At 65.4% G+C, this 16,896-nt stretch carries 17 protein-coding genes and 1 tRNA gene; 12 read left to right on the top strand and 6 right to left on the bottom strand.

The window, feature by feature from the left end; genetic code table 11:
- The first annotated feature begins 49 nt into the window (after positions 1–49).
- Positions 50–874 (top strand): TrmH family RNA methyltransferase, encoded by an 825-nt coding sequence (locus tag AUL36_RS01205; protein ID WP_062217121.1) that lies wholly within the window; start codon positions 50–52, stop codon positions 872–874.
- Here AUL36_RS01205 and AUL36_RS01200 read toward each other — a convergent pair.
- Together AUL36_RS01200 and AUL36_RS01195 are read right to left on the bottom strand one after the other, a co-directional pair.
- Positions 807–1,901, bottom strand: a complete 1,095-nt coding sequence (locus AUL36_RS01200) for a hypothetical protein (RefSeq protein ID WP_062217118.1) — start codon at positions 1,899–1,901, stop codon at positions 807–809. The two genes, AUL36_RS01205 and AUL36_RS01200, sit on opposite strands and share 68 nt — an antisense overlap.
- Positions 1,902–2,063: 162 nt before the next feature.
- Positions 2,064–2,657 (bottom strand): DUF1134 domain-containing protein, encoded by a 594-nt coding sequence (locus AUL36_RS01195; RefSeq protein WP_062217114.1) that lies wholly within the window; start codon positions 2,655–2,657, stop codon positions 2,064–2,066.
- A gap of 289 nt (positions 2,658–2,946) precedes the next feature.
- Here AUL36_RS01195 and chpT point away from each other — a divergent pair, with 289 nt between their 5' ends.
- Both chpT and AUL36_RS01185 read left to right on the top strand, forming a co-directional pair.
- Positions 2,947–3,582, top strand: coding sequence for a histidine phosphotransferase ChpT (gene chpT, locus AUL36_RS01190; protein WP_062217111.1), 636 nt, complete (start codon positions 2,947–2,949; stop codon positions 3,580–3,582).
- A 113-nt stretch (positions 3,583–3,695) separates the two neighbouring features.
- Complete coding sequence (locus AUL36_RS01185; RefSeq protein WP_058634415.1) at positions 3,696–4,070, top strand: response regulator; 375 nt, start codon at positions 3,696–3,698, stop codon at positions 4,068–4,070.
- A 268-nt stretch (positions 4,071–4,338) separates the two neighbouring features.
- On the opposite strand, the gene ctrA is transcribed toward AUL36_RS01185, so the two are convergent.
- A complete protein-coding gene (gene ctrA / locus AUL36_RS01180; protein ID WP_058600945.1) occupies positions 4,339–5,034 on the bottom strand; it encodes a response regulator transcription factor CtrA in 696 nt (231 codons plus the stop codon).
- 374 nt (positions 5,035–5,408) lie between these two features.
- Here ctrA and AUL36_RS01175 point away from each other — a divergent pair, with 374 nt between their 5' ends.
- Entirely contained in the window at positions 5,409–5,768 is a 360-nt protein-coding gene (locus tag AUL36_RS01175) for a flagellar FliJ family protein (RefSeq protein ID WP_058600785.1), read from the top strand.
- Positions 5,769–6,013: 245 nt separating this feature from the next.
- On the opposite strand, the gene sciP is transcribed toward AUL36_RS01175, so the two are convergent.
- Positions 6,014–6,304 carry a CtrA inhibitor SciP gene (gene sciP, locus AUL36_RS01170; protein ID WP_026358527.1) on the bottom strand — a complete coding sequence of 97 codons (291 nt, stop codon included), beginning with the start codon at positions 6,302–6,304 and terminating at the stop codon, positions 6,014–6,016.
- A gap of 254 nt (positions 6,305–6,558) precedes the next feature.
- On the opposite strand from sciP, the gene mnmA reads away from it, so the two are divergent.
- Positions 6,559–7,713, top strand: a complete 1,155-nt coding sequence (gene mnmA, locus AUL36_RS01165; RefSeq protein ID WP_062217109.1) for a tRNA 2-thiouridine(34) synthase MnmA — start codon at positions 6,559–6,561, stop codon at positions 7,711–7,713.
- A 7-nt stretch (positions 7,714–7,720) separates the two neighbouring features.
- On the opposite strand, the gene AUL36_RS01160 is transcribed toward mnmA, so the two are convergent.
- Together AUL36_RS01160 and AUL36_RS01155 are read right to left on the bottom strand one after the other, a co-directional pair.
- Positions 7,721–8,677, bottom strand: coding sequence for a Gfo/Idh/MocA family protein (locus AUL36_RS01160; protein ID WP_062217194.1), 957 nt, complete (start codon positions 8,675–8,677; stop codon positions 7,721–7,723).
- Between the two features lie 167 nt (positions 8,678–8,844).
- Positions 8,845–8,921: transfer RNA gene (locus AUL36_RS01155), tRNA-Met, on the bottom strand.
- Positions 8,922–9,113: 192 nt separating this feature from the next.
- Between AUL36_RS01155 and AUL36_RS01150 the strand changes: the two genes are divergently transcribed.
- The 7 genes from AUL36_RS01150 (at position 9,114) to AUL36_RS01120 (ending at position 16,876) form a co-directional block, all read left to right on the top strand.
- The gene (locus tag AUL36_RS01150; protein WP_062217106.1) at positions 9,114–9,725 is read left to right on the top strand and encodes a DNA-3-methyladenine glycosylase; all 612 of its coding nucleotides are present in this window, start codon (positions 9,114–9,116) and stop codon (positions 9,723–9,725) included.
- A 113-nt stretch (positions 9,726–9,838) separates the two neighbouring features.
- Complete coding sequence (locus tag AUL36_RS01145) at positions 9,839–10,801, top strand: DMT family transporter (protein ID WP_062217103.1); 963 nt, start codon at positions 9,839–9,841, stop codon at positions 10,799–10,801.
- A gap of 96 nt (positions 10,802–10,897) precedes the next feature.
- Positions 10,898–11,749, top strand: coding sequence for a DUF2793 domain-containing protein (locus AUL36_RS01140; protein ID WP_062217100.1), 852 nt, complete (start codon positions 10,898–10,900; stop codon positions 11,747–11,749).
- 99 nt (positions 11,750–11,848) lie between these two features.
- Positions 11,849–13,009: an anhydro-N-acetylmuramic acid kinase gene (locus tag AUL36_RS01135; RefSeq protein ID WP_062217098.1), complete on the top strand. Its 1,161-nt coding sequence runs from the start codon at positions 11,849–11,851 to the stop codon at positions 13,007–13,009.
- A 137-nt stretch (positions 13,010–13,146) separates the two neighbouring features.
- Complete coding sequence (locus AUL36_RS01130; protein WP_082640248.1) at positions 13,147–13,650, top strand: 2Fe-2S iron-sulfur cluster-binding protein; 504 nt, start codon at positions 13,147–13,149, stop codon at positions 13,648–13,650.
- Positions 13,647–14,630 (top strand): FAD binding domain-containing protein, encoded by a 984-nt coding sequence (locus AUL36_RS01125; protein WP_062217095.1) that lies wholly within the window; start codon positions 13,647–13,649, stop codon positions 14,628–14,630. The genes AUL36_RS01130 and AUL36_RS01125 overlap by 4 nt, the downstream gene beginning before the upstream one ends.
- Positions 14,630–16,876, top strand: coding sequence for a xanthine dehydrogenase family protein molybdopterin-binding subunit (locus AUL36_RS01120; RefSeq protein WP_062217085.1), 2,247 nt, complete (start codon positions 14,630–14,632; stop codon positions 16,874–16,876). Before AUL36_RS01125 ends, AUL36_RS01120 begins: the two co-directional genes overlap by 1 nt.
- Positions 16,877–16,896 lie beyond the last annotated feature (20 nt).

Genomic DNA, 16,896 nt, shown 5'->3' with positions numbered 1-16,896 from the left:
CGGCCGAGGCGCGTCGCCCTGTCGCAGCACAAGGGAAGACGGCACAGCCATGCCCCCCATCATCGAGATCTTCGACCCCACCGATCCACGGATCGAGCCCTTTCGCGATGTGCGTGACCGCGACCTGCGCGGACGGGATGGGTTCATGGCGGAAGGAAGCGTGGTGCTGGATCAGCTCGCGCGCTCGGAGCGCTTTCGGGCGGGTGCGCTTCTCATCCTGCGCAATCGCCTGGCGGGATTGGAGCCACGCTTGGCGAGCTTCGGGTCGGACGTGCCCATTTATGTGGCCGATTCGGAAGTCTTCGACGCGATCGCCGGCTTTCCGGTTCATCGCGGCGTTCTGGCCTATGGCGTCGCCGCCGAGCCGGAAACCGACGCGGACTGGAACGCCCGTCTATCCGCGATCCAGCGTGACAAGGGCTTGGTGGTCGTCGCCTGCGGCCTGTCGAACCACGACAATATGGGAGCGCTGTTTCGCAATGGCGATGCGTTCGGTGTGGGCGCCGTGATCCTCGACCAGACGGCCTGCGACCCGCTGTATCGCAAATCCATCCGCGTTTCCGTCGGCTCGGTCCTAACCATCCCGTTTCGGCGGATGGAGGGGGTGCGGGCCATTCACGCCTGGCTGGCGGGCCTGGGCTTCGAATGCCTGTGCCTGTCGCCGGCCGGCGACATCGCCCTGCATGAACTGGGGACCCATCGGCCGCGGGCTCTGTTCCTGGGCACGGAAGGCGAGGGGCTCGACCCGGCCTTGCTCAGTGACGTGCGCTCGCTGCGCATCGCCATGGCGCCCGGTCTCGACAGTCTCAACGTCGCGACTTCGGCCGCGATCGCCCTCCACCATTTCTTTTCCCGGCGGTTCGAGCCGAGCTGACCGCAGGTGTGGGTTCGGGTTCCGCAGGCGATGTCGCCGCCATGGCAGGCGCGTTCGCAACGGGCGTCGGCGAGACTGCGGGTGTGTCGGAGAGAAGCGAGCGGACGCGGGCTGCCAAGCTGGGCACGCCGCCTTCGCGCGGAGGCTCATGCCGCTCGATCATCTCGCGCAAGCGCGAGTTCGGCCCTTCGGCCTCGATTTCCTTCTGGATGACGCGCGCCGCGATGTCGCTGATCCGCTTGCGAATCTCGGCGTTCTCACTCCCATCGCCGCGCTCCGGGCCAGACTTGATGTCGGTGGTCGCCTGATTGCTCTGCAACACGGCTCGAAGACGGGCGCTGCCGCTGGGGCGGGCGTTTGACGTCGCCATGGCTGCGAGCGCCGCGTCGGGCTCGACGACGGCGATCGGAGCGGGGACTGGAGGGACTGCGCCTTCGGGCTGCGAGGCGCGTGCAGGCACGCGTTCGCGCGCGGCGCGCAGCGCCTCCGACAGGTCCAACACGCGCGCATCGGCCGCGGCGATATGCCGGCGCTGTTCGTCGGAGCGTTCCTTGAGAGCCTGATGGCGCAGAGCCAGCGCTTCCATCTCCTCGGCCCGCGCCTGAAGCTTGGCGCGCAGGTCGTGGCGATGCTGCACCAACTCGTCCCGCTCGGCGATCACGGTGTGCAGACGCTCTTCGAGTTTGGCGATCGTCTTGTCGCGCTCGGCAAGATGGCCTTCCAGCTCCCGACCGCGCGTGACGAGGTGGCCGTTCTCGACGATCACCCGCCCGGCTTCACCGCGCTCGCGCACGGCCTGCTCCATCAGCTCCTGCGCGCGGCGCTCCTCGCGACGGATGTCGAAGGCGGAGGTGGCGCGCACCAGATCCATCTCGGCGCGGATTTCGTTCACACTGGTGGGGATCGTGGCATTGAATTCGCGCCGGGCCAGCCGCTGCGCCCGCCGCCAGACGAGCGGTATCAGCAGAAGAAGGATCAAGGTCGCCGTCAGCGCGCCGAGCAGAAAGATAAGGGCTGTCGCGATCATCACTATCCCAGCGCTCCCCGGCGCGCAGGCCTTGTCCCTCGGAAAGGGAACGAATGGGCTTGGCGCAGGCCGCGACGCAGCCGGCCGAGGCCTTTTACGCCGAGCCCCGCCGCATTGACTAGACGTCGTTATATGGCAGCCGGATTGGCTTCGGGTAGCGGTTTAGAACGGGTTCCAGGTGGGCGCCGGCGTCAGTTTGAGATAGCCGATATTGACCCCCAGACGCGCGCCGAGCCCCGTGCGGATCGGAACGAGCGTGATGGAATCGCGCTGGAGCAACGTCATGCCGACGCCCCCCACGAGATAGGCATTGCCCGACACACCGGCATAGCGCCCGTAGAGGCTGTTCACCGAGGGCAGATCATAGACCAGCATCATGGTGCGCGCCCCGTCGCCCCCGGCATCGAAGCCGATCGACGGACCTTGCCAATAGACGTGATGCTCGCCCGCGTTCTTGGTGAAGAGCGTGCCCTCGCCGTAGCGCAGGCCGCCGATGAAGGCGCCCGAGCCTTCCTCGCCGAGAATATAGCCGTTCGGCAGGCCGCGCTCCTGGAAGGCTCGCTCGACGACGGTGGCAAGGCCCCCTGCGGTCGCGCCGAAGAAGCGGTGCCCTTCGGTGACGATCTCCTGCATCGTATAGCCACCGCCCGATTTCTGCTGAGCCGAGGCGGGCGCGAGAAGCGGAGGCGACAGAGTGGCTCCCATCGTCAGAGCGGCGAGAGACAGAAGGCGAAGTGGCCGGAGGAGGCGCTGCATGGATCGTATCCCTCGGAACGAGCGGGCGCGTGCGGCTGCGCATGTTCGGCACAGCCTAGATTTGACATGGTTTCCGAAATCCTAAGATGGCGGAACAAAAGCGCAAAAGCCGTGTGCGGAGCGCCCGAACGACGAACAGCGGCATCCGCGCGGTGGGCTTCGCCTGTTGCCGTTACCGCACGCGAGCGGCTGAAATGGGAGGAAGCCGCGATCCGCCCTCGTGTGGCGGCCCGCCACATGTTAGGCGGCGTATCAGACAATTTTAACCATCAGGACGCACGGAGCCGAGATGACGCACCTGCCCGACTTGTCCGCTGCGGATCTGGCCGCTCTTCTCGCCAGCCGTCTGTGCCACGACATCATCTCTCCTGTCGGTGCGGTGCAGGCCGGTCTGGAACTTCTGGACGAGATGCCGAACGATCCCGAGGCCATGGCCCTGGTGCGGCGTTCGACGCAGAGCGCCGTCGCCAAGCTCCAGTTCGCGCGCATCGCCTACGGCTCGTCGGGCTCCACCGTCGCCCAGATCGATATGGGCGACGCGAAGACGGTGGCCGAAGGCTTCATGTCCTTCGAGAAGGCGGAACTCCATTGGGAAGGCCAGCGCGCCTATGTTCCTAAAAACGTCGCCAAGCTGGTTCTCAATCTGATCGTGATCGCCAATGCCTCCGTGCCGCGCGGGCGCACCGTCACCGTGCGCGTCGACGAACTGGAGCCGCGCCTTCGCATCACCCTGACGGCCAGTGGCAAGCCCTTGCGCGTGCCGGCGACCTTCCGCGCGCTGCTCGGCGGCGAAACCATGGCCGAGCCGATCGACGCCCATGGCGTCCAGCAATATTACACGCTGCTTCTGGCTCGCGAGTGCGGGGCGACGATCACCCTGGCGCAGGAAGGCGAAACGGCGGTGTTCAGCGTCGAGCGCGACTGATCGCCCTCATTTTTCCGGTTTCCTTTACGCTTCCTTCGCCGCGTTTGGGAACCGAACGGAAAAGCGCGAGGCTCTAGGGTGGGGTATTGCCCCCGTGCCGAGAGTCCCGCGCCATGCCCTCCTGTCTTGTGATCGACGAGAACAACATCGTCCTGAAGGTCGCCAGCCGCGTTCTATCCGGCCTGGGTGCGGAGACGGTGGGCGCCCTCAACATGAACGAGGCGCTGGCGGCTCTCGATCAGAGAACCAATGGGTTCGATCTGGTTCTCCTGTCGGCCACCATGCCCGATATGCCGGTCGATGTGGCGCTGCGAACCTTGCGCGCCGGCGCGGTGCCGAGAGCACCGATTCTCGTTTCGCTGGTGGAATCGAATCTCGGACTGATGACCCGCAGCAAGCGCGCGGGCGCCAGCGGTTTCCTGTTTCGTCCCTTCGATCGCGCGACGCTGACGGCCTGGGTCCAGCCCTATCTCCCCGTGGCCGCTTGAGGCTCCGGCAGCTCCCAAGCGATGAAGGCCTGTCCTGACGAAAACGGACGGCGTGATTCGGGTGCGAGGCTTGGAACGGGGCGTCGATGGCGTTCGAAGTCGTCTCGCCTTCCACGCCGGCTGCCAGCACGCGTGCGCTCGAAGCAGGGCGCAAAGGCCGTCGCATGCGACCCTTCCGAAGCTGACGGACCCATGAGCGGGCACAGCAAAAAGCCCGCGGCCCCTCATGGGCTCACGGGCTTTGTTGTTGGCGGCAGACCTGGAGAAATCAGGCTGCGCGGGTATCGGCGTCCGGCTCGCGCAGCACATAGCCGCGACCCCAGACTGTCTCGATATAGTTCTTGCCGTCGGTCGCGGTCGCCAGCTTCTTGCGCAGCTTGCAGATGAAGACGTCGATGATCTTCAGTTCCGGCTCGTCCATGCCACCATAGAGATGGTTCAGGAACATTTCCTTGGTGAGCGTCGTGCCCTTGCGGAGCGAAAGCAGCTCCAGCATGGCATATTCCTTGCCCGTCAGGTGGACGCGCTGGCCGTTGACCTCGACGGTCTTGGCATCGAGATTCACCGTCAGATCGCCGGTCACGATCACCGACTGAGCGTGGCCCTTGGAGCGGCGCACGATCGCATGGATGCGGGCAACCAGCTCGTCCTTGTGGAAGGGCTTGGTCATATAGTCGTCCGCGCCGAACCCGAGGCCGCGAACCTTGTCCTCGATTCCCGCCATGCCGGACAGGATGAGAATCGGCGTCTTGACCTTGGCCAGACGAAGCGTCCGAAGAACTTCATAGCCGGACATGTCGGGGAGGTTCAGATCCAGCAGGATGATGTCGTAATCATACAGTTTGCCGAGATCTACGCCTTCCTCGCCCAGGTCGGTCGTATACACGTTGAAGCTCTCGGACTTCAGCATGAGTTCGATGCTTTGCGCGACGGCGCTGTCATCCTCGATCAAAAGAACGCGCATCATCTATTCCTCTGCGTCAGCCCAGTCGATCGCCTTGAAACCGACGAGGTTGGAGTTCGTGTTCTGCTGGATCGAGCTTCGCATCGAATGGTTAACAATCGCTTCAATTTCTGGCTTCCTGTCGAATTGTTGTGGCAGCTTTTGCTTAAGATCGTCGGTGTTACCTTGAAGCCACAAACTGCGAGCTGAGAAACAAAGAAGACGTGTGTTTGAACCGTTCGATTTACTGGGCCTTAAATCCTCGCCCCATATGATTAACGGTGCGCGTAAACAGGTGGTTAAAGCTAGCTTTCGAGGCTTGCCCGAAACCTCACCTCGCGACGCGTCACGGGGCCACATGTGAGAGGCCCTATGGAAGAGGAGAGTGAAGCGTGATGCCGAAACGTGAGAATATCATGCGCCTGAGCCGCTTCAAGGTGACGGAGAAGCGGCGGCAGGTGGAGCAGCTCCAACTGATGCTCAATGAATTCGAGCGCATGGCGGCCGAACTGGACGCTCAGATCAGCAACGAAGAAAAGAAGTCCGGCATTACGGATATGGCCCATTTCGCCTATCCGACCTTCGCCAAGGCCGCCCGGACCCGCCGCGACAATCTGATGAATTCCGTAGGCGACCTGCGCATTCAGATGAACGCCGCCCGGATCTCGCTGGAAGAGGCGGAGGCGGAATACGCCAATGCCGAAAAACTCGAACAGCGCGAATCGACCGATGATCGGCGCTCCGCCGTCGCCTGACATTCGAGGCGAGCCTTCGATCGCGTTACAAAGGCCTAGCGCTCCGGCGCGGGCCTTTTTTCGTGTTCAAGCCTGAAGCAAGCTTGCGATTCTAAACACCAGCGAGACGAAGGCCGTGCAAAGCCGCCGTCCGAGGACTTCGTCGCACGTCACATGCGAAAACCCTCGAGGCCAAAAAAACGAAAAGGACCGGCTTTCGCCAGTCCCGTCGTCCTGCCTCATCATGAGGGAAGGGGCTCGTCTCCCTAGTGGAGATCGGCCTTCTTGCGGTACTCCTGAATCTGCGTCGTGCGCAGCCCGGCCAGGCCGTGACTGTCGATCGACACCTGCCAGGACAGGAACTCTTCCACGGTCAGCGTATAACGCGAGCAGGCTTCGTCGAGGCTGAGAAGCCCACCACGAACCGCTGCCACGACTTCGGCCTTGCGACGGATCACCCAACGTCTCGTGTTGGATGGCGGCAGATCGGCGATCGTCAGGGGGCTGCCGTCGGGCCCGATGACGTATTTCACTCTTGGTCTAACCTGATCGGTCATTGAACTCTCTACACTCACGCAAAGACCTAATCGCTGTCGTAAGTTAGCCCTGAGCATCTAAAAAATCCGCTAAGCCCCTTGAAACACTTTGATAAGAGGTTGTCTCAAGTCCGGCGCAAGGATGGCCTGTTTGGGCGGTCTCTCGGAATGGGTGAAAAGCCATTCCCGATCAGGCGGTTGGCAGGGGCGGTCGCAGCCTTTACATACGGGCTTTGACTGGCCGCCACGCGCGGAACTTCGCGAGAGTCTTCGCCATGCTGAACAGCCTCGATCTTCCGAAGGCGCCCGCCGAGACACGAATTGTCGTCGCCATGTCGGGCGGCGTCGATTCGTCCGTCACCGCCGCCCTTCTCAAGGCGGAGGGATACGACGTCGTTGGAATCACCTTGCAGCTCTATGATGGCGGTGCGACGCCCAAGCGCGCCGGCGCCTGCTGCGCGGGACAGGATATCGCCGATGCCCGGCGCACGGCCGAGATTCTGGGAATTCCGCACTATGTCCTCGATTACGAGGACAAGTTTCGTCAGTCGGTGATCAATCCGTTTGCGGAAAGCTATCTGGCTGGCGAAACGCCGATTCCCTGCGTGGCCTGCAATCAGACCGTGAAGTTCCGCGATCTTCTGACGACGGCGCGGGATCTGGGGGCCGACGCTCTGGCGACCGGCCATTATATCGAGTCGCGGCTGAACGGGGCGCACCGCAGCCTGTATCGCCCCGCCGACCTCGACCGCGATCAGAGCTATTTTCTCTATGCGACGACGCAGGAGCAGATCGATTTCCTGCGCTTCCCGCTCGGCCGTCTCACCAAGCCGGAAACGCGCGAGATCGCGGCCCGCTTCGATCTGGGTGTCGCATCCAAGCCCGACAGCCAGGACATCTGCTTCGTCGCTAAGGGGCGCTATAGCGATGTGATCGCCAAGCTGAAGCCCGATGCGGGCGCGCCGGGCGATCTCGTGCATGTGGACGGGCGTCATCTCGGCGAACATGCGGGCATCGTGAACTTCACGATCGGCCAGCGGCGGGGCCTGGGTCTTGCCGCCGGCGAGCCGCTCTATGTCGTGGCGATCAACGCCCGGACGCGCACCGTCACCGTCGGCCCCCGCGAGGCGCTGGCCACGCGCCGTCTGGCGCTGCGCGACGTCAACTGGCTGGGCGGCGAGCCCTTGCACGAGGCGGCCGCGCGTGAGCGGTCGCTCTTCGTCAAGATTCGCTCCACCCGCCCACCGGCGCCGGCCCGCCTTGGGCTGGGTGGCGGTGAGGTCTTCGTGGAACTCGCCGCCGGCGAAGAGGGCGTCTCGCCGGGGCAGGCCTGCGTCTTCTACGACGGCGAAGGGGCCGGCGTTCAGGTTCTGGGCGGCGGCGTCATCGCACGCACCGAGCCCGTATCGGCGGCGTCGCGCGCGGCCTGAGGGCGCGTCAGGCCGTCGGCGCGCGGGGCGAGGCGATGTTCAGGATACGCACCGTCTCGACCGCTTCCGCCGCGCCCGTGCGCGGCTCGGCGCGCGTCGCGATGCAGTCGATGAAATGGCGCAGTTCCCGGTCGAGCGGCAGGCCGGGCTCGGTTTGCTGGTAATCAGCGTCGGCGCCCTGGAAGGCGAAATGCGCGCCGTCCCGCCAGACCTTGTGTCGGTAGAGCGCGAGCTTCTGCCCTTCCGGTGCCAGATCGTCGAAGGTCAGCATCCCCTCCGTTCCGATCACCGAGAAGCGCCGGTCGCGATAGGGCGAGACGCGCGAGACGTGGATCTCGCCGGTCAGGCCGTTCGCGAACCGAAGCGCGATGTCGGCGGCGTCCGTCTCGTCGCTGAGCACGGTGCGGCGCAGCGTCTCGACACACTCCGGCGCGCCGCCCGCCATATGCAGAACAAGAGATAGATCGTGCGGCGCGAGATCCCAGACGGCATCCATGCCGAGGAACCGGCCGAGGCCGAGGCGGGTCGAAAGAATATGGCGCAGCTCGCCGATCACGCCCGCGCGCACGAGCGCATCCAAAGCCTCGAACACGGGATGAAAACGCAGGACATGCCCGACCATGAGAAGCCGGCCCTCGGTCTTGGCGGTGCGCGCGGTCTCCTCGGCATCTGACAGGTCGAGCCCGATCGGCTTTTCGATCAGCACATCCTTGCCCGCCTGAAAGGCGCGCCGCGCCGTCGGCCCATGCAGGCGCGGGGGCAGGGCGAGAACGAGACCCTGGATCGTCTCGTCGGCCAGAATGTCGTCGGTAGAGCGCGCCGGAACGTCGAATCGCTCGGATAGGGCGGCGGCCCGCTCGGGATTGCCGTCCGACAGGGCGGCGAGGGCACCGATTTCCTTGAGGGTGCGAACGTGGTTCTGCCCCCACTGGCCGCAGCCGATCACGGCGATCCGAATGGTCATGCTGGATGTCCTCATGCGCTGCATCTGCAGCGACCCCGCGCTTTCGCGCGGCATCGCATGAGTCTCTATTGGCCGTGCAGGTGAGGAAATGCCAGATGATTCAGCACATGCGATCGGCATGAACTCGCATCATCTTGTCATGGATAAGCAGGGGGTGGAAGTTTGAATGGTGGCGGTGGGTGGACTTGAACCACCGACCTTCGGGTTATGAATCCGACGCTCTAACCAGCTGAGCTACACTGCCACTTCAAAACAAGCGGCGTATCGCCGCAAGCGCCCGTGGCCGTTGGGCCGTTCGAGCATGGGCGGCATATACGGATCGATGGCGCCTCCTGTCAAGACGCTTGCTTCGCTTCTCGACCGGAGAAAATCGGGTTGAAAGCTCTGAAAGGGAGGCCGACTTGCAGGCAATGCCCATCGAACGATCCGAGCCCGCATGTCCGACGCCGCTGATGCTCCTCTTTTCCCGGCCGAATGGCTGGCCCTCGATGCGGTGACGCTGGCCGCGCGGCTGATCGGGGCGGAGCTGTTCTGGCGGGGCGTCGGCGGGCGCATCGTGGAAACGGAGGCTTACCGGGCGGACGATCCGGCCTCGCATAGTTTTCGCGGCGAGACCGAGCGCAACCGCGCCATGTTCGGCCCGGTCGGGCGCGCCTATGTCTACCGTTCCTACGGCATCCATTGGTGCCTCAATATCGTCTGCGATGCCGGGACACGCGGCAGCGCGGTTCTGATTCGGGCGCTGGAGCCTTTGGCGGGACTGGAGGTAATGGCGGAGCGAAGGGGGACGCACGCGCCAAAGCTTCTGTGCTCGGGGCCAGGGCGGTTGACGCAGGCGCTCGGGATCGATCGGGGTCAGGATGGCCTCGACTTGTCCATACCACCCTTTCGCCTGACGGCGCCGGTCGGCCCGCACCGGCTGGTGACGGGGCCGCGAATCGGCATCACCAAGGGCGTGGAACAGCCTTGGCGATTCGGGCTGACCGGCTCGCCCTATCTCAGCCGCGCCTTCCGCGAGGCCCGCGCCGAGCCGCCCGGATGCGGCTAACGAAGCAGCGTCCGATCGAGGTCGCGATTCCACTTGGAACCGTGCCGCCGGGGGTATAGGCGCAACCTGCGCTTCACGCCCGAAGCACGTGCCCGCCTGGATGTCCGTCCGTTATGAGTTCGCAGCCCGCTTCCTCTTCCGCCTCGTCCAACGCGCTTCTGGGCGTCGGTTTCATGCTCTTGGGCGTATTCCTGTTCGCGGTGAACGACGCGATGGGCAAATGGCTGGTCAGCACCTATACGGTCGGCCAGGTTCTGCTTTTGCGCAGCATCGCGGCGCTGATCGTGGTCGCCCCCTTCGTCCAGCGTGAGGGCTGGGGCCGCGTAATCCGGCCAACGCGGCCGAGGCTCCAGATCGCGCGCGCTCTGGGCTCGACGCTGGAGGTCGGCTTCTTCTACTGGGCGCTGAGCTATCTTCCGCTCGCCAATGTCATGACCTTCTATCTGGCCGGGCCGATCTACGTGACGGCGCTGTCGGCCCTGATTCTGAAGGAGCGCGTCGGCTGGGTGCGCTGGAGCGCGGTGCTTTGCGGTTTCGTGGGCGTGCTCGTCGCGCTCGGGCCGGACCTCGTGAATGCCGGCTGGCCGGCGCTGATCGCGGTCGGCGGGAGCTTCTGCTACGCGCTTTTGATGATCTCGACGCGCATTCTCGCCAAGAGCGGGGAGGTGACGCTGATCGCCTGGCAGACAAGTGCCGCGCTGATCGCGGGCATGGTGCTGGCGCCGATCGGCTGGGTGCATCCGAGCGCCTTCGACCTCGGTTTTCTCTGCCTGCTCGGCATCGTGTCCATGGTGGCGCATGTCTGCGTCAACCGCTCGCTCCTGATCGCGCCGGCCTCCGTCGTCGTGCCCTATCAGTACACGCTGATTGTCTGGGCGATCCTGTTCGGCGTGGTGTTGTTTGGGGAAACGCCGAGGGTCAGCCTGCTTCTCGGCGCGGCGATCATCACGGCGTCGGGCGTGTTCATTTTCCTGCGCGAGCAGAAATTGGCCGTCTCGACCACGGCTTCGGGGGCCGCTGCGGTGTCCGGTGCGCCGGATGCGGTGCAGATCGTGGACGAGGCGGAGCCACGCTGAGGCGAAACTCTCCGCGAACTATCCCCCATCTATCCCCGCCCTGACGGCGCAAACCTAAGCTCGGCGCGACGAAACCCGTGCCAAGGACGCGCCGCCATGTCTGCCTCGCCCCGCCTCGACCTTCCCTTCGTTCTGCCGCAGCAGGCGCAAAAGCACGTCACCGTGAACGACGCGATGCGCCGGCTCGATGTGCTCGTGCAGACCGCCGTCGTCTCGGCGACGCTGGCGCAGGAGCCCGCCAGCGCCAAGGAGGGCGAGCTTTACATTCTGCCGCCCTCGGCCAAGGGCGCGCACTGGGCGGGGATGAAAGCGGGCTCGCTCGCCTTGTTCGAGGATGGCGGCTTCGTGGAGGTGAGCCCGGTCGGGGGGCAGGTGGCCTATATCGGCGATACCGGCGCGTTTCTTCTGTTCGATGGAGCCGGCTGGACCGACCGCCCCTTCCGCCCGCGGCAGGCGGATCGGCTGGGAATCAATGCGGACGCGACCGGCACGAACCGCCTCACCGTTGCCGCCGATAGCGAGCTTCTGACGCATGACGCGCGAACACCCGGCAGCGGCGACGCGCGAAAGATCATCAACAAGGCCGCGAGCGGCCGGACGGCGTCGGTCCTGTTCCAGACCAACTGGTCGGGCCGCGCCGAGATCGGCCTGACGGGCGGCGACGATCTGACGATTCGCGTCTCGGCCGATGGCGCGAGCTTTCGTGATGCTGTGCGCGTTGCGGCCGGCTCGGGCCGTGTCGCTATCGGGCGAAGCGACGCGCCGGTCTGCGCACTCGACCTCGGCGGAGCCTTGCGCGTCGGCAGCTACGTCAAGGCGTCCCTGCCGACGGCCTCCGCTGGCGCTGGGCAGATCGTCCATGTTTCGGATGAGGCGGGTGGCGCGGTTCTGGCCTTCAGCGACGGAACGTCCTGGCGGCGGGTGACGGATCGCGCGGTCGTGAGCTAGACGTGACTTGGCTCTCACCGCGAAAAGCGTCAGGTCAGCTTGGCGCGAAGCCTGCCTGCCATCACATGCAGCATTTTCGTGAGTGATTCGAGGGCAGCCATGGCGATCTGGGCGATCGGTCTGATGACCGGAACGGTGTTGGACGGAAATGTCGACATCGCCATGCTGCGCACGGACGGCGAGCGGATCGAGGAATTCGGCCCGACCCTGCTCGCCCCCTATCGCCGCGACATCCGTCCTCTTCTCAAGGAAACCTTGGCCGAGGCCGCCGAATGGGGCTTTGAAGGGCCGGAGCCGGAGATCTTTGCAGAGGCCGAGCGCGCGCTGACGATCGCCCAGGCCGATGCCATCGCCGCCATGATGGAGGATGAGGGCATCTCGGCCGAGGATGTCGGCGTGATCGGCTTTCATGGCCAGACGGTCCTGCACCGGGCGCGCACGCCCGAGCGGCTGGGCGCGACGCGCCAGCTTGGAGACGGCCAGCTGATGGCCGGTCGGCTCGGCATTCCCGTGGTCTATGATTTCCGCTCGGCCGATGTCGCGGCGGGCGGGCAGGGGGCTCCGCTCGCGCCGCTCTATCACCGCGCGCTTTTGCGGCGGATCGGCGCGGGCGAGGAGACGGCCTTTCTCAATCTCGGCGGCGTCGCCAATGTGACCTGGGTCGCGGCCGATGGTTCGATGCAGGCTTTCGATACAGGCCCGGCCAATGCTCCGCTCAACGACTGGATGGGCCGGCGCCTGGGCGCCGAGATGGACCGCGACGGCGTGGCGGCGGCCAAGGGCCATGTGGACGAGGCGAGACTCGCCTCGATTCTCGCCAACCCCTATTGTGTGAGGCCCTATCCGAAATCGCTCGACCGCAACGACTTTTCCGCCGCCATGGCGGAGGGCCTGTCCACCGAGGACGGCGCGGCGTTGCTGACTGCCGTTACGGCCGGCATGGTGGGCCGCGCGCTCGATCTTCTGCCGCATCGGCCGACGCGGCTTGTCGTCGCCGGTGGTGGGCGGCGCAATCCGGTTCTGATGCGCGAGATCGCCGAGCGCGCGCATGTCGAGGTCGAGAATGCCGACGCGCTGGGCCTGCGCGGCGACACGGTGGAGGCCGAATGCTTCGCCTATCTCGCCGTGCGCTCGTTGCGCGGCCTGCCGATCAGCTTCCCGACCACGACAGGCGCGCCCGAGCCGATGACAGGCGGGCGTCTCGCCCTGCCGCCCGGCCGCGCGCAGCCCGCCCCGAGCGAGCTGACGGACGGCTTCTAAGCGTCTGTGTTCGGTCGTGCCTAAGCGTTTGAAGACAAAAGGTCACCCCCGACGACCCGCGTCGCGGATTTCCATGCACCCAAGCCGCCCTAGCTGCGTTGTCCAATCTGGAAACGTTACAAGGAGCGGCATCGGTCATGCGACTGAACGTCAATGGAGCCGACCACGAGTTGGACCTCGACCCCCGGACCTCGCTGCTCGACGCTCTGCGCGAGCATCTGGCGCTGACGGGAACGAAGAAGGGCTGCGACCACGGCCAGTGCGGCGCCTGCACGATTCTCGTCAACGGCCGGCGGATCAATTCCTGCCTGACCCTCGCCATCATGCACGAGGGCGATGCGATCACCACGATCGAAGGTCTGGGTGAGCCCGGCCATCTGCACCCGATGCAGGAAAGCTTCCTCCATCACGACGGCTATCAGTGCGGCTATTGCACGCCGGGCCAGATCGTCTCGGCCGTCGGCATGTTGAAGGAGGCCGGCGAGAACTGGCCGAGCCACGTGACCGAGACGCTGGACGGCGAGGTGGATCTCACCGACGCCGAGATTTCCGAGCGCATGAGTGGCAATATCTGCCGCTGTTCGGCCTATCCCAACATCGTGGACGCGATCCGCACCGCCAAGGGGAGGGACGCGGCGTGAAACAGTTCGAGTATCAGCGCGCGAGCGACCCGCGCGAGGCCGCCCATATCGCCGCCGAGGCCAGCGCCAAGTTCATCGCGGGGGGAACCAATCTTCTCGACCTGATGAAGCTCCAGATCGAGACGCCGGACAAGCTGGTCGATATCAACCGCCTCGCGCTCAAATCGATCGAAGAGGCGGATGGGGGCCTGCGCATCGGCGCGCTGGTGACCAACAGCGAGCTGGCGGCCGACGAACGCGTCCGGCGCGATTATGCAGTTCTCTCCCGCGCTCTTCTGGCGGGCGCATCGGGCCAGCTGCGCAACAAGGCGACGACAGGCGGCAATCTTCTCCAGCGCACGCGATGCGGCTATTTCTACGAGACGACGGCGCGCTGCAACAAGCGCCAGCCAGGCTCGGGCTGCGACGGGCGCGAAGGCTTCAACCGCATCCTCGCCATTCTCGGCACCTCGGAAGCCTGTATCGCGACCCATCCCTCCGACATGGCGGTGGCCATGCGGGCGCTGGATGCCGTGATCGAAACGCAGAAAAGCGACGGCTCGACGCGCGACATTCCGATCGCGGAGCTTCATCGCCTGCCCGGCGGCACCCCGCAGATCGAAACGAACCTGGAGCCTGGCGAACTCATCACCGCCGTCCGCCTGCCCAAGCCCGTGGACGGCGTGCATCTTTATCGCAAGGTGCGTGACCGCGCGTCCTATGCCTTCGCGCTTGTCTCCGTCGCCGCGATCGTGCGGATGGAAGGCGGGCGTATCGCCGAGGCGAAGCTCGCTTTCGGCGGGCTCGGCACCGTGCCCTGGCGCGACGCGGCCGTGGAGGACGCCTTGAAGGGCGAGACGCCCAGCGATCAGCTTTTTGCCAAGGCTGCCGACATCCTTCTGAAGGACGCGAAGGGCTTCGGCGAGAACGATTTCAAAATCGAGCTGACGCGCCGCACCCTGCCGGCCGTTCTGCATGACGCAACGCGTGGAGAGAGCTGATGGATACGTTCAATCTCAAGATGAACGAGCCGGTCGGCGAGACCCGTCTCGACGCAGGCGTTCAGAATGTCATCGGCAAGGGCATCGACAGGTTCGAGGGACCGCTGAAGGTCACAGGCCGGGCGCGCTACGCCTACGAGAACATGACCGGGCCTGAGGTCGCCTATGGTTTCGTCGTCACGGCGGGAACCGGCGCGGGGCGCATCAAGCGCGTCGACACGATGGCGGCGCTCGCCAAGGCCGGCGTGCTCGACGTGATCTACGAGGACGACGGACCCCGCGCCTCGGCCGATCCGAACGACAACATGCCGGCCGCGATCAAGGGCGAGGTCGTGCATTACGGTCAGCCGATCTGCCTCGTCGTCGCGACGAGCTTCGAGATCGCGCGCGATGCCGCCCGTCTGGTCAAGGTCGAGTTCGAGCCGGTCGAGGGTGTCTACGACCTCGAGGCTGAGAAGGAGAACGCCTACGAGCCGCCCAAGGGCTCGGGCGCCATGCCCTCGACGGTGAAGCGCGGCGATTTCGACAAGGCCTTTGCGGAGGCGGAGGTGCAGTTCGACGTCACCTATACGACGCCGAGCCAAAGCCATTCGGCCATGGAGCCCCATTCCGCCGTGGCGGATTGGAAGGATGGCGAGTTGACGCTCTATGGCTGCTATCAGCTGGTATCCACCAATGTGAGCCAGCTGGCCAAGGCGCTGGGTATCTCCGCGTCCAAGGTGCATATGGTGAACCGCTATATCGGCGGTGGTTTCGGCGGCAAGCTCGGCATCGGGCCGGAAAGCGTCTTCGCCGCCATGGCGTCGCGCAAGCTGGGGCGGCCGGTCAAGGTGATGCTGACCCGCCAGCAGGTCTATCAGGCGACCTCGCGCCGCTCGGATACGATCCAGCGCGTGCGGCTCGGCACCGACAAGGCCGGGCGCATCCAGGCGATCGCCCATGACACGATCACCAGCAATTCGCGCGGCGACGAGTTCTTCGAGCCCGCCGGCATCTCGACCGTCTTCCTCTATGCCGGTGAGAACCGGCAGGTGACGCATCGCAAGGTGAACCTGAATCTGCTTCTCTCTTCCTCCATGCGCGCGCCGGGCGAGGCGGTCGGCATGTTGGCGCTCGAAAACGCCATGGATGAGATGGCCGAGCAACTGGGTCTCGACCCGATCGAGTTCCGCAAGCGCAACGAGCCGGAGGTCGATCCGCAGGACGGGCTGCCCTTCTCCTCGCGCATGTTGGTGGACTGCATGGACGAGGGTGCGCGCCGCTTCGGCTGGGCGAACCGCTCGACCAAGCCCGGCGCGCGGCGCGAGGGTGAATGGCTGATCGGCATGGGCATGGCCGCGGCCTCGCGCAAGAACATGCTCCAGCAAGCGTCCGCTCGCGTCACGCTGCTCGGCAGCGGCCATGCCAGCGTCGAGACGGATATGACCGATATCGGCACCGGCACCTACACGATCCTGCAGCAGATCGCGGCCGAGATGCTGGGTCTGCCGCATGAGAATGTCGAGGTAAGCCTCGGCGATTCGCGCCTGCCGCAGGCACCAGGCTCCGGCGGCTCCTGGGGGGCGAACTCCTCGGGCTCGGCCGTCTACACGGCCTGCCAGGGCATCGTCGAGGCGCTGGCCAAGAAGCTCGGCGTCAAAGCCGAGGACATGACGCTGAAGGACGGGACGGTGATCTCGGGCAATCGCCAGACGCCGCTGTCGCAGGTCCTGTCCGACGGCCCGATCGTGATGACCGGCAATTTCAAGCCGGGCAAGACGTCTCAGAATACCCATCAGGCGAGCTATGGCGCGCATTTCTGCGAGGTCGGCGTCAATGCCGTCACCGGCGAGGTGCGCGTGCGCCGGCTCCTGACGGTCGGCGCGGCGGGCCGCATTCTCAACGAGAAGACGGCGACGTCCCAGTGCTATGGCGGGCAGATCTTCGGCATCGGCACGGCGCTGACCGAAGAGCTGGTGGTGGACGTGCGCAACGGCCTTCTCGTGAACCACGACCTGGCCGAATATCATGTGCCGGTGAATGCGGACGTTCCGCAGCTCGAGGTGGTTCTGATGCCGGAGCGCGACCATGCGGCAAGCCCGCTGGCCGGCAAGGGCATCGGGGAACTCGCCATCTGCGGCGTCGGCGCGGCGGTGACGAACGCGATCTACAATGCCTGCGGCGTGCGCGTGCGCGACTATCCGATGACGCTGGACAAGATCCTCGCCGGCCTGCCGACGAACGGACATCGCATCGCGGCCGAGTGAACGGCAAGGCCTGAAATGAA

It is taken from the genome of Aureimonas sp. D3 (genome assembly GCF_001463805.1).
Taxonomy (GTDB): Bacteria; Pseudomonadota; Alphaproteobacteria; order Rhizobiales; family Rhizobiaceae; genus Aureimonas; species Aureimonas ureilytica_A.
This window is presented reverse-complemented; position numbering and strand designations above follow the sequence as displayed.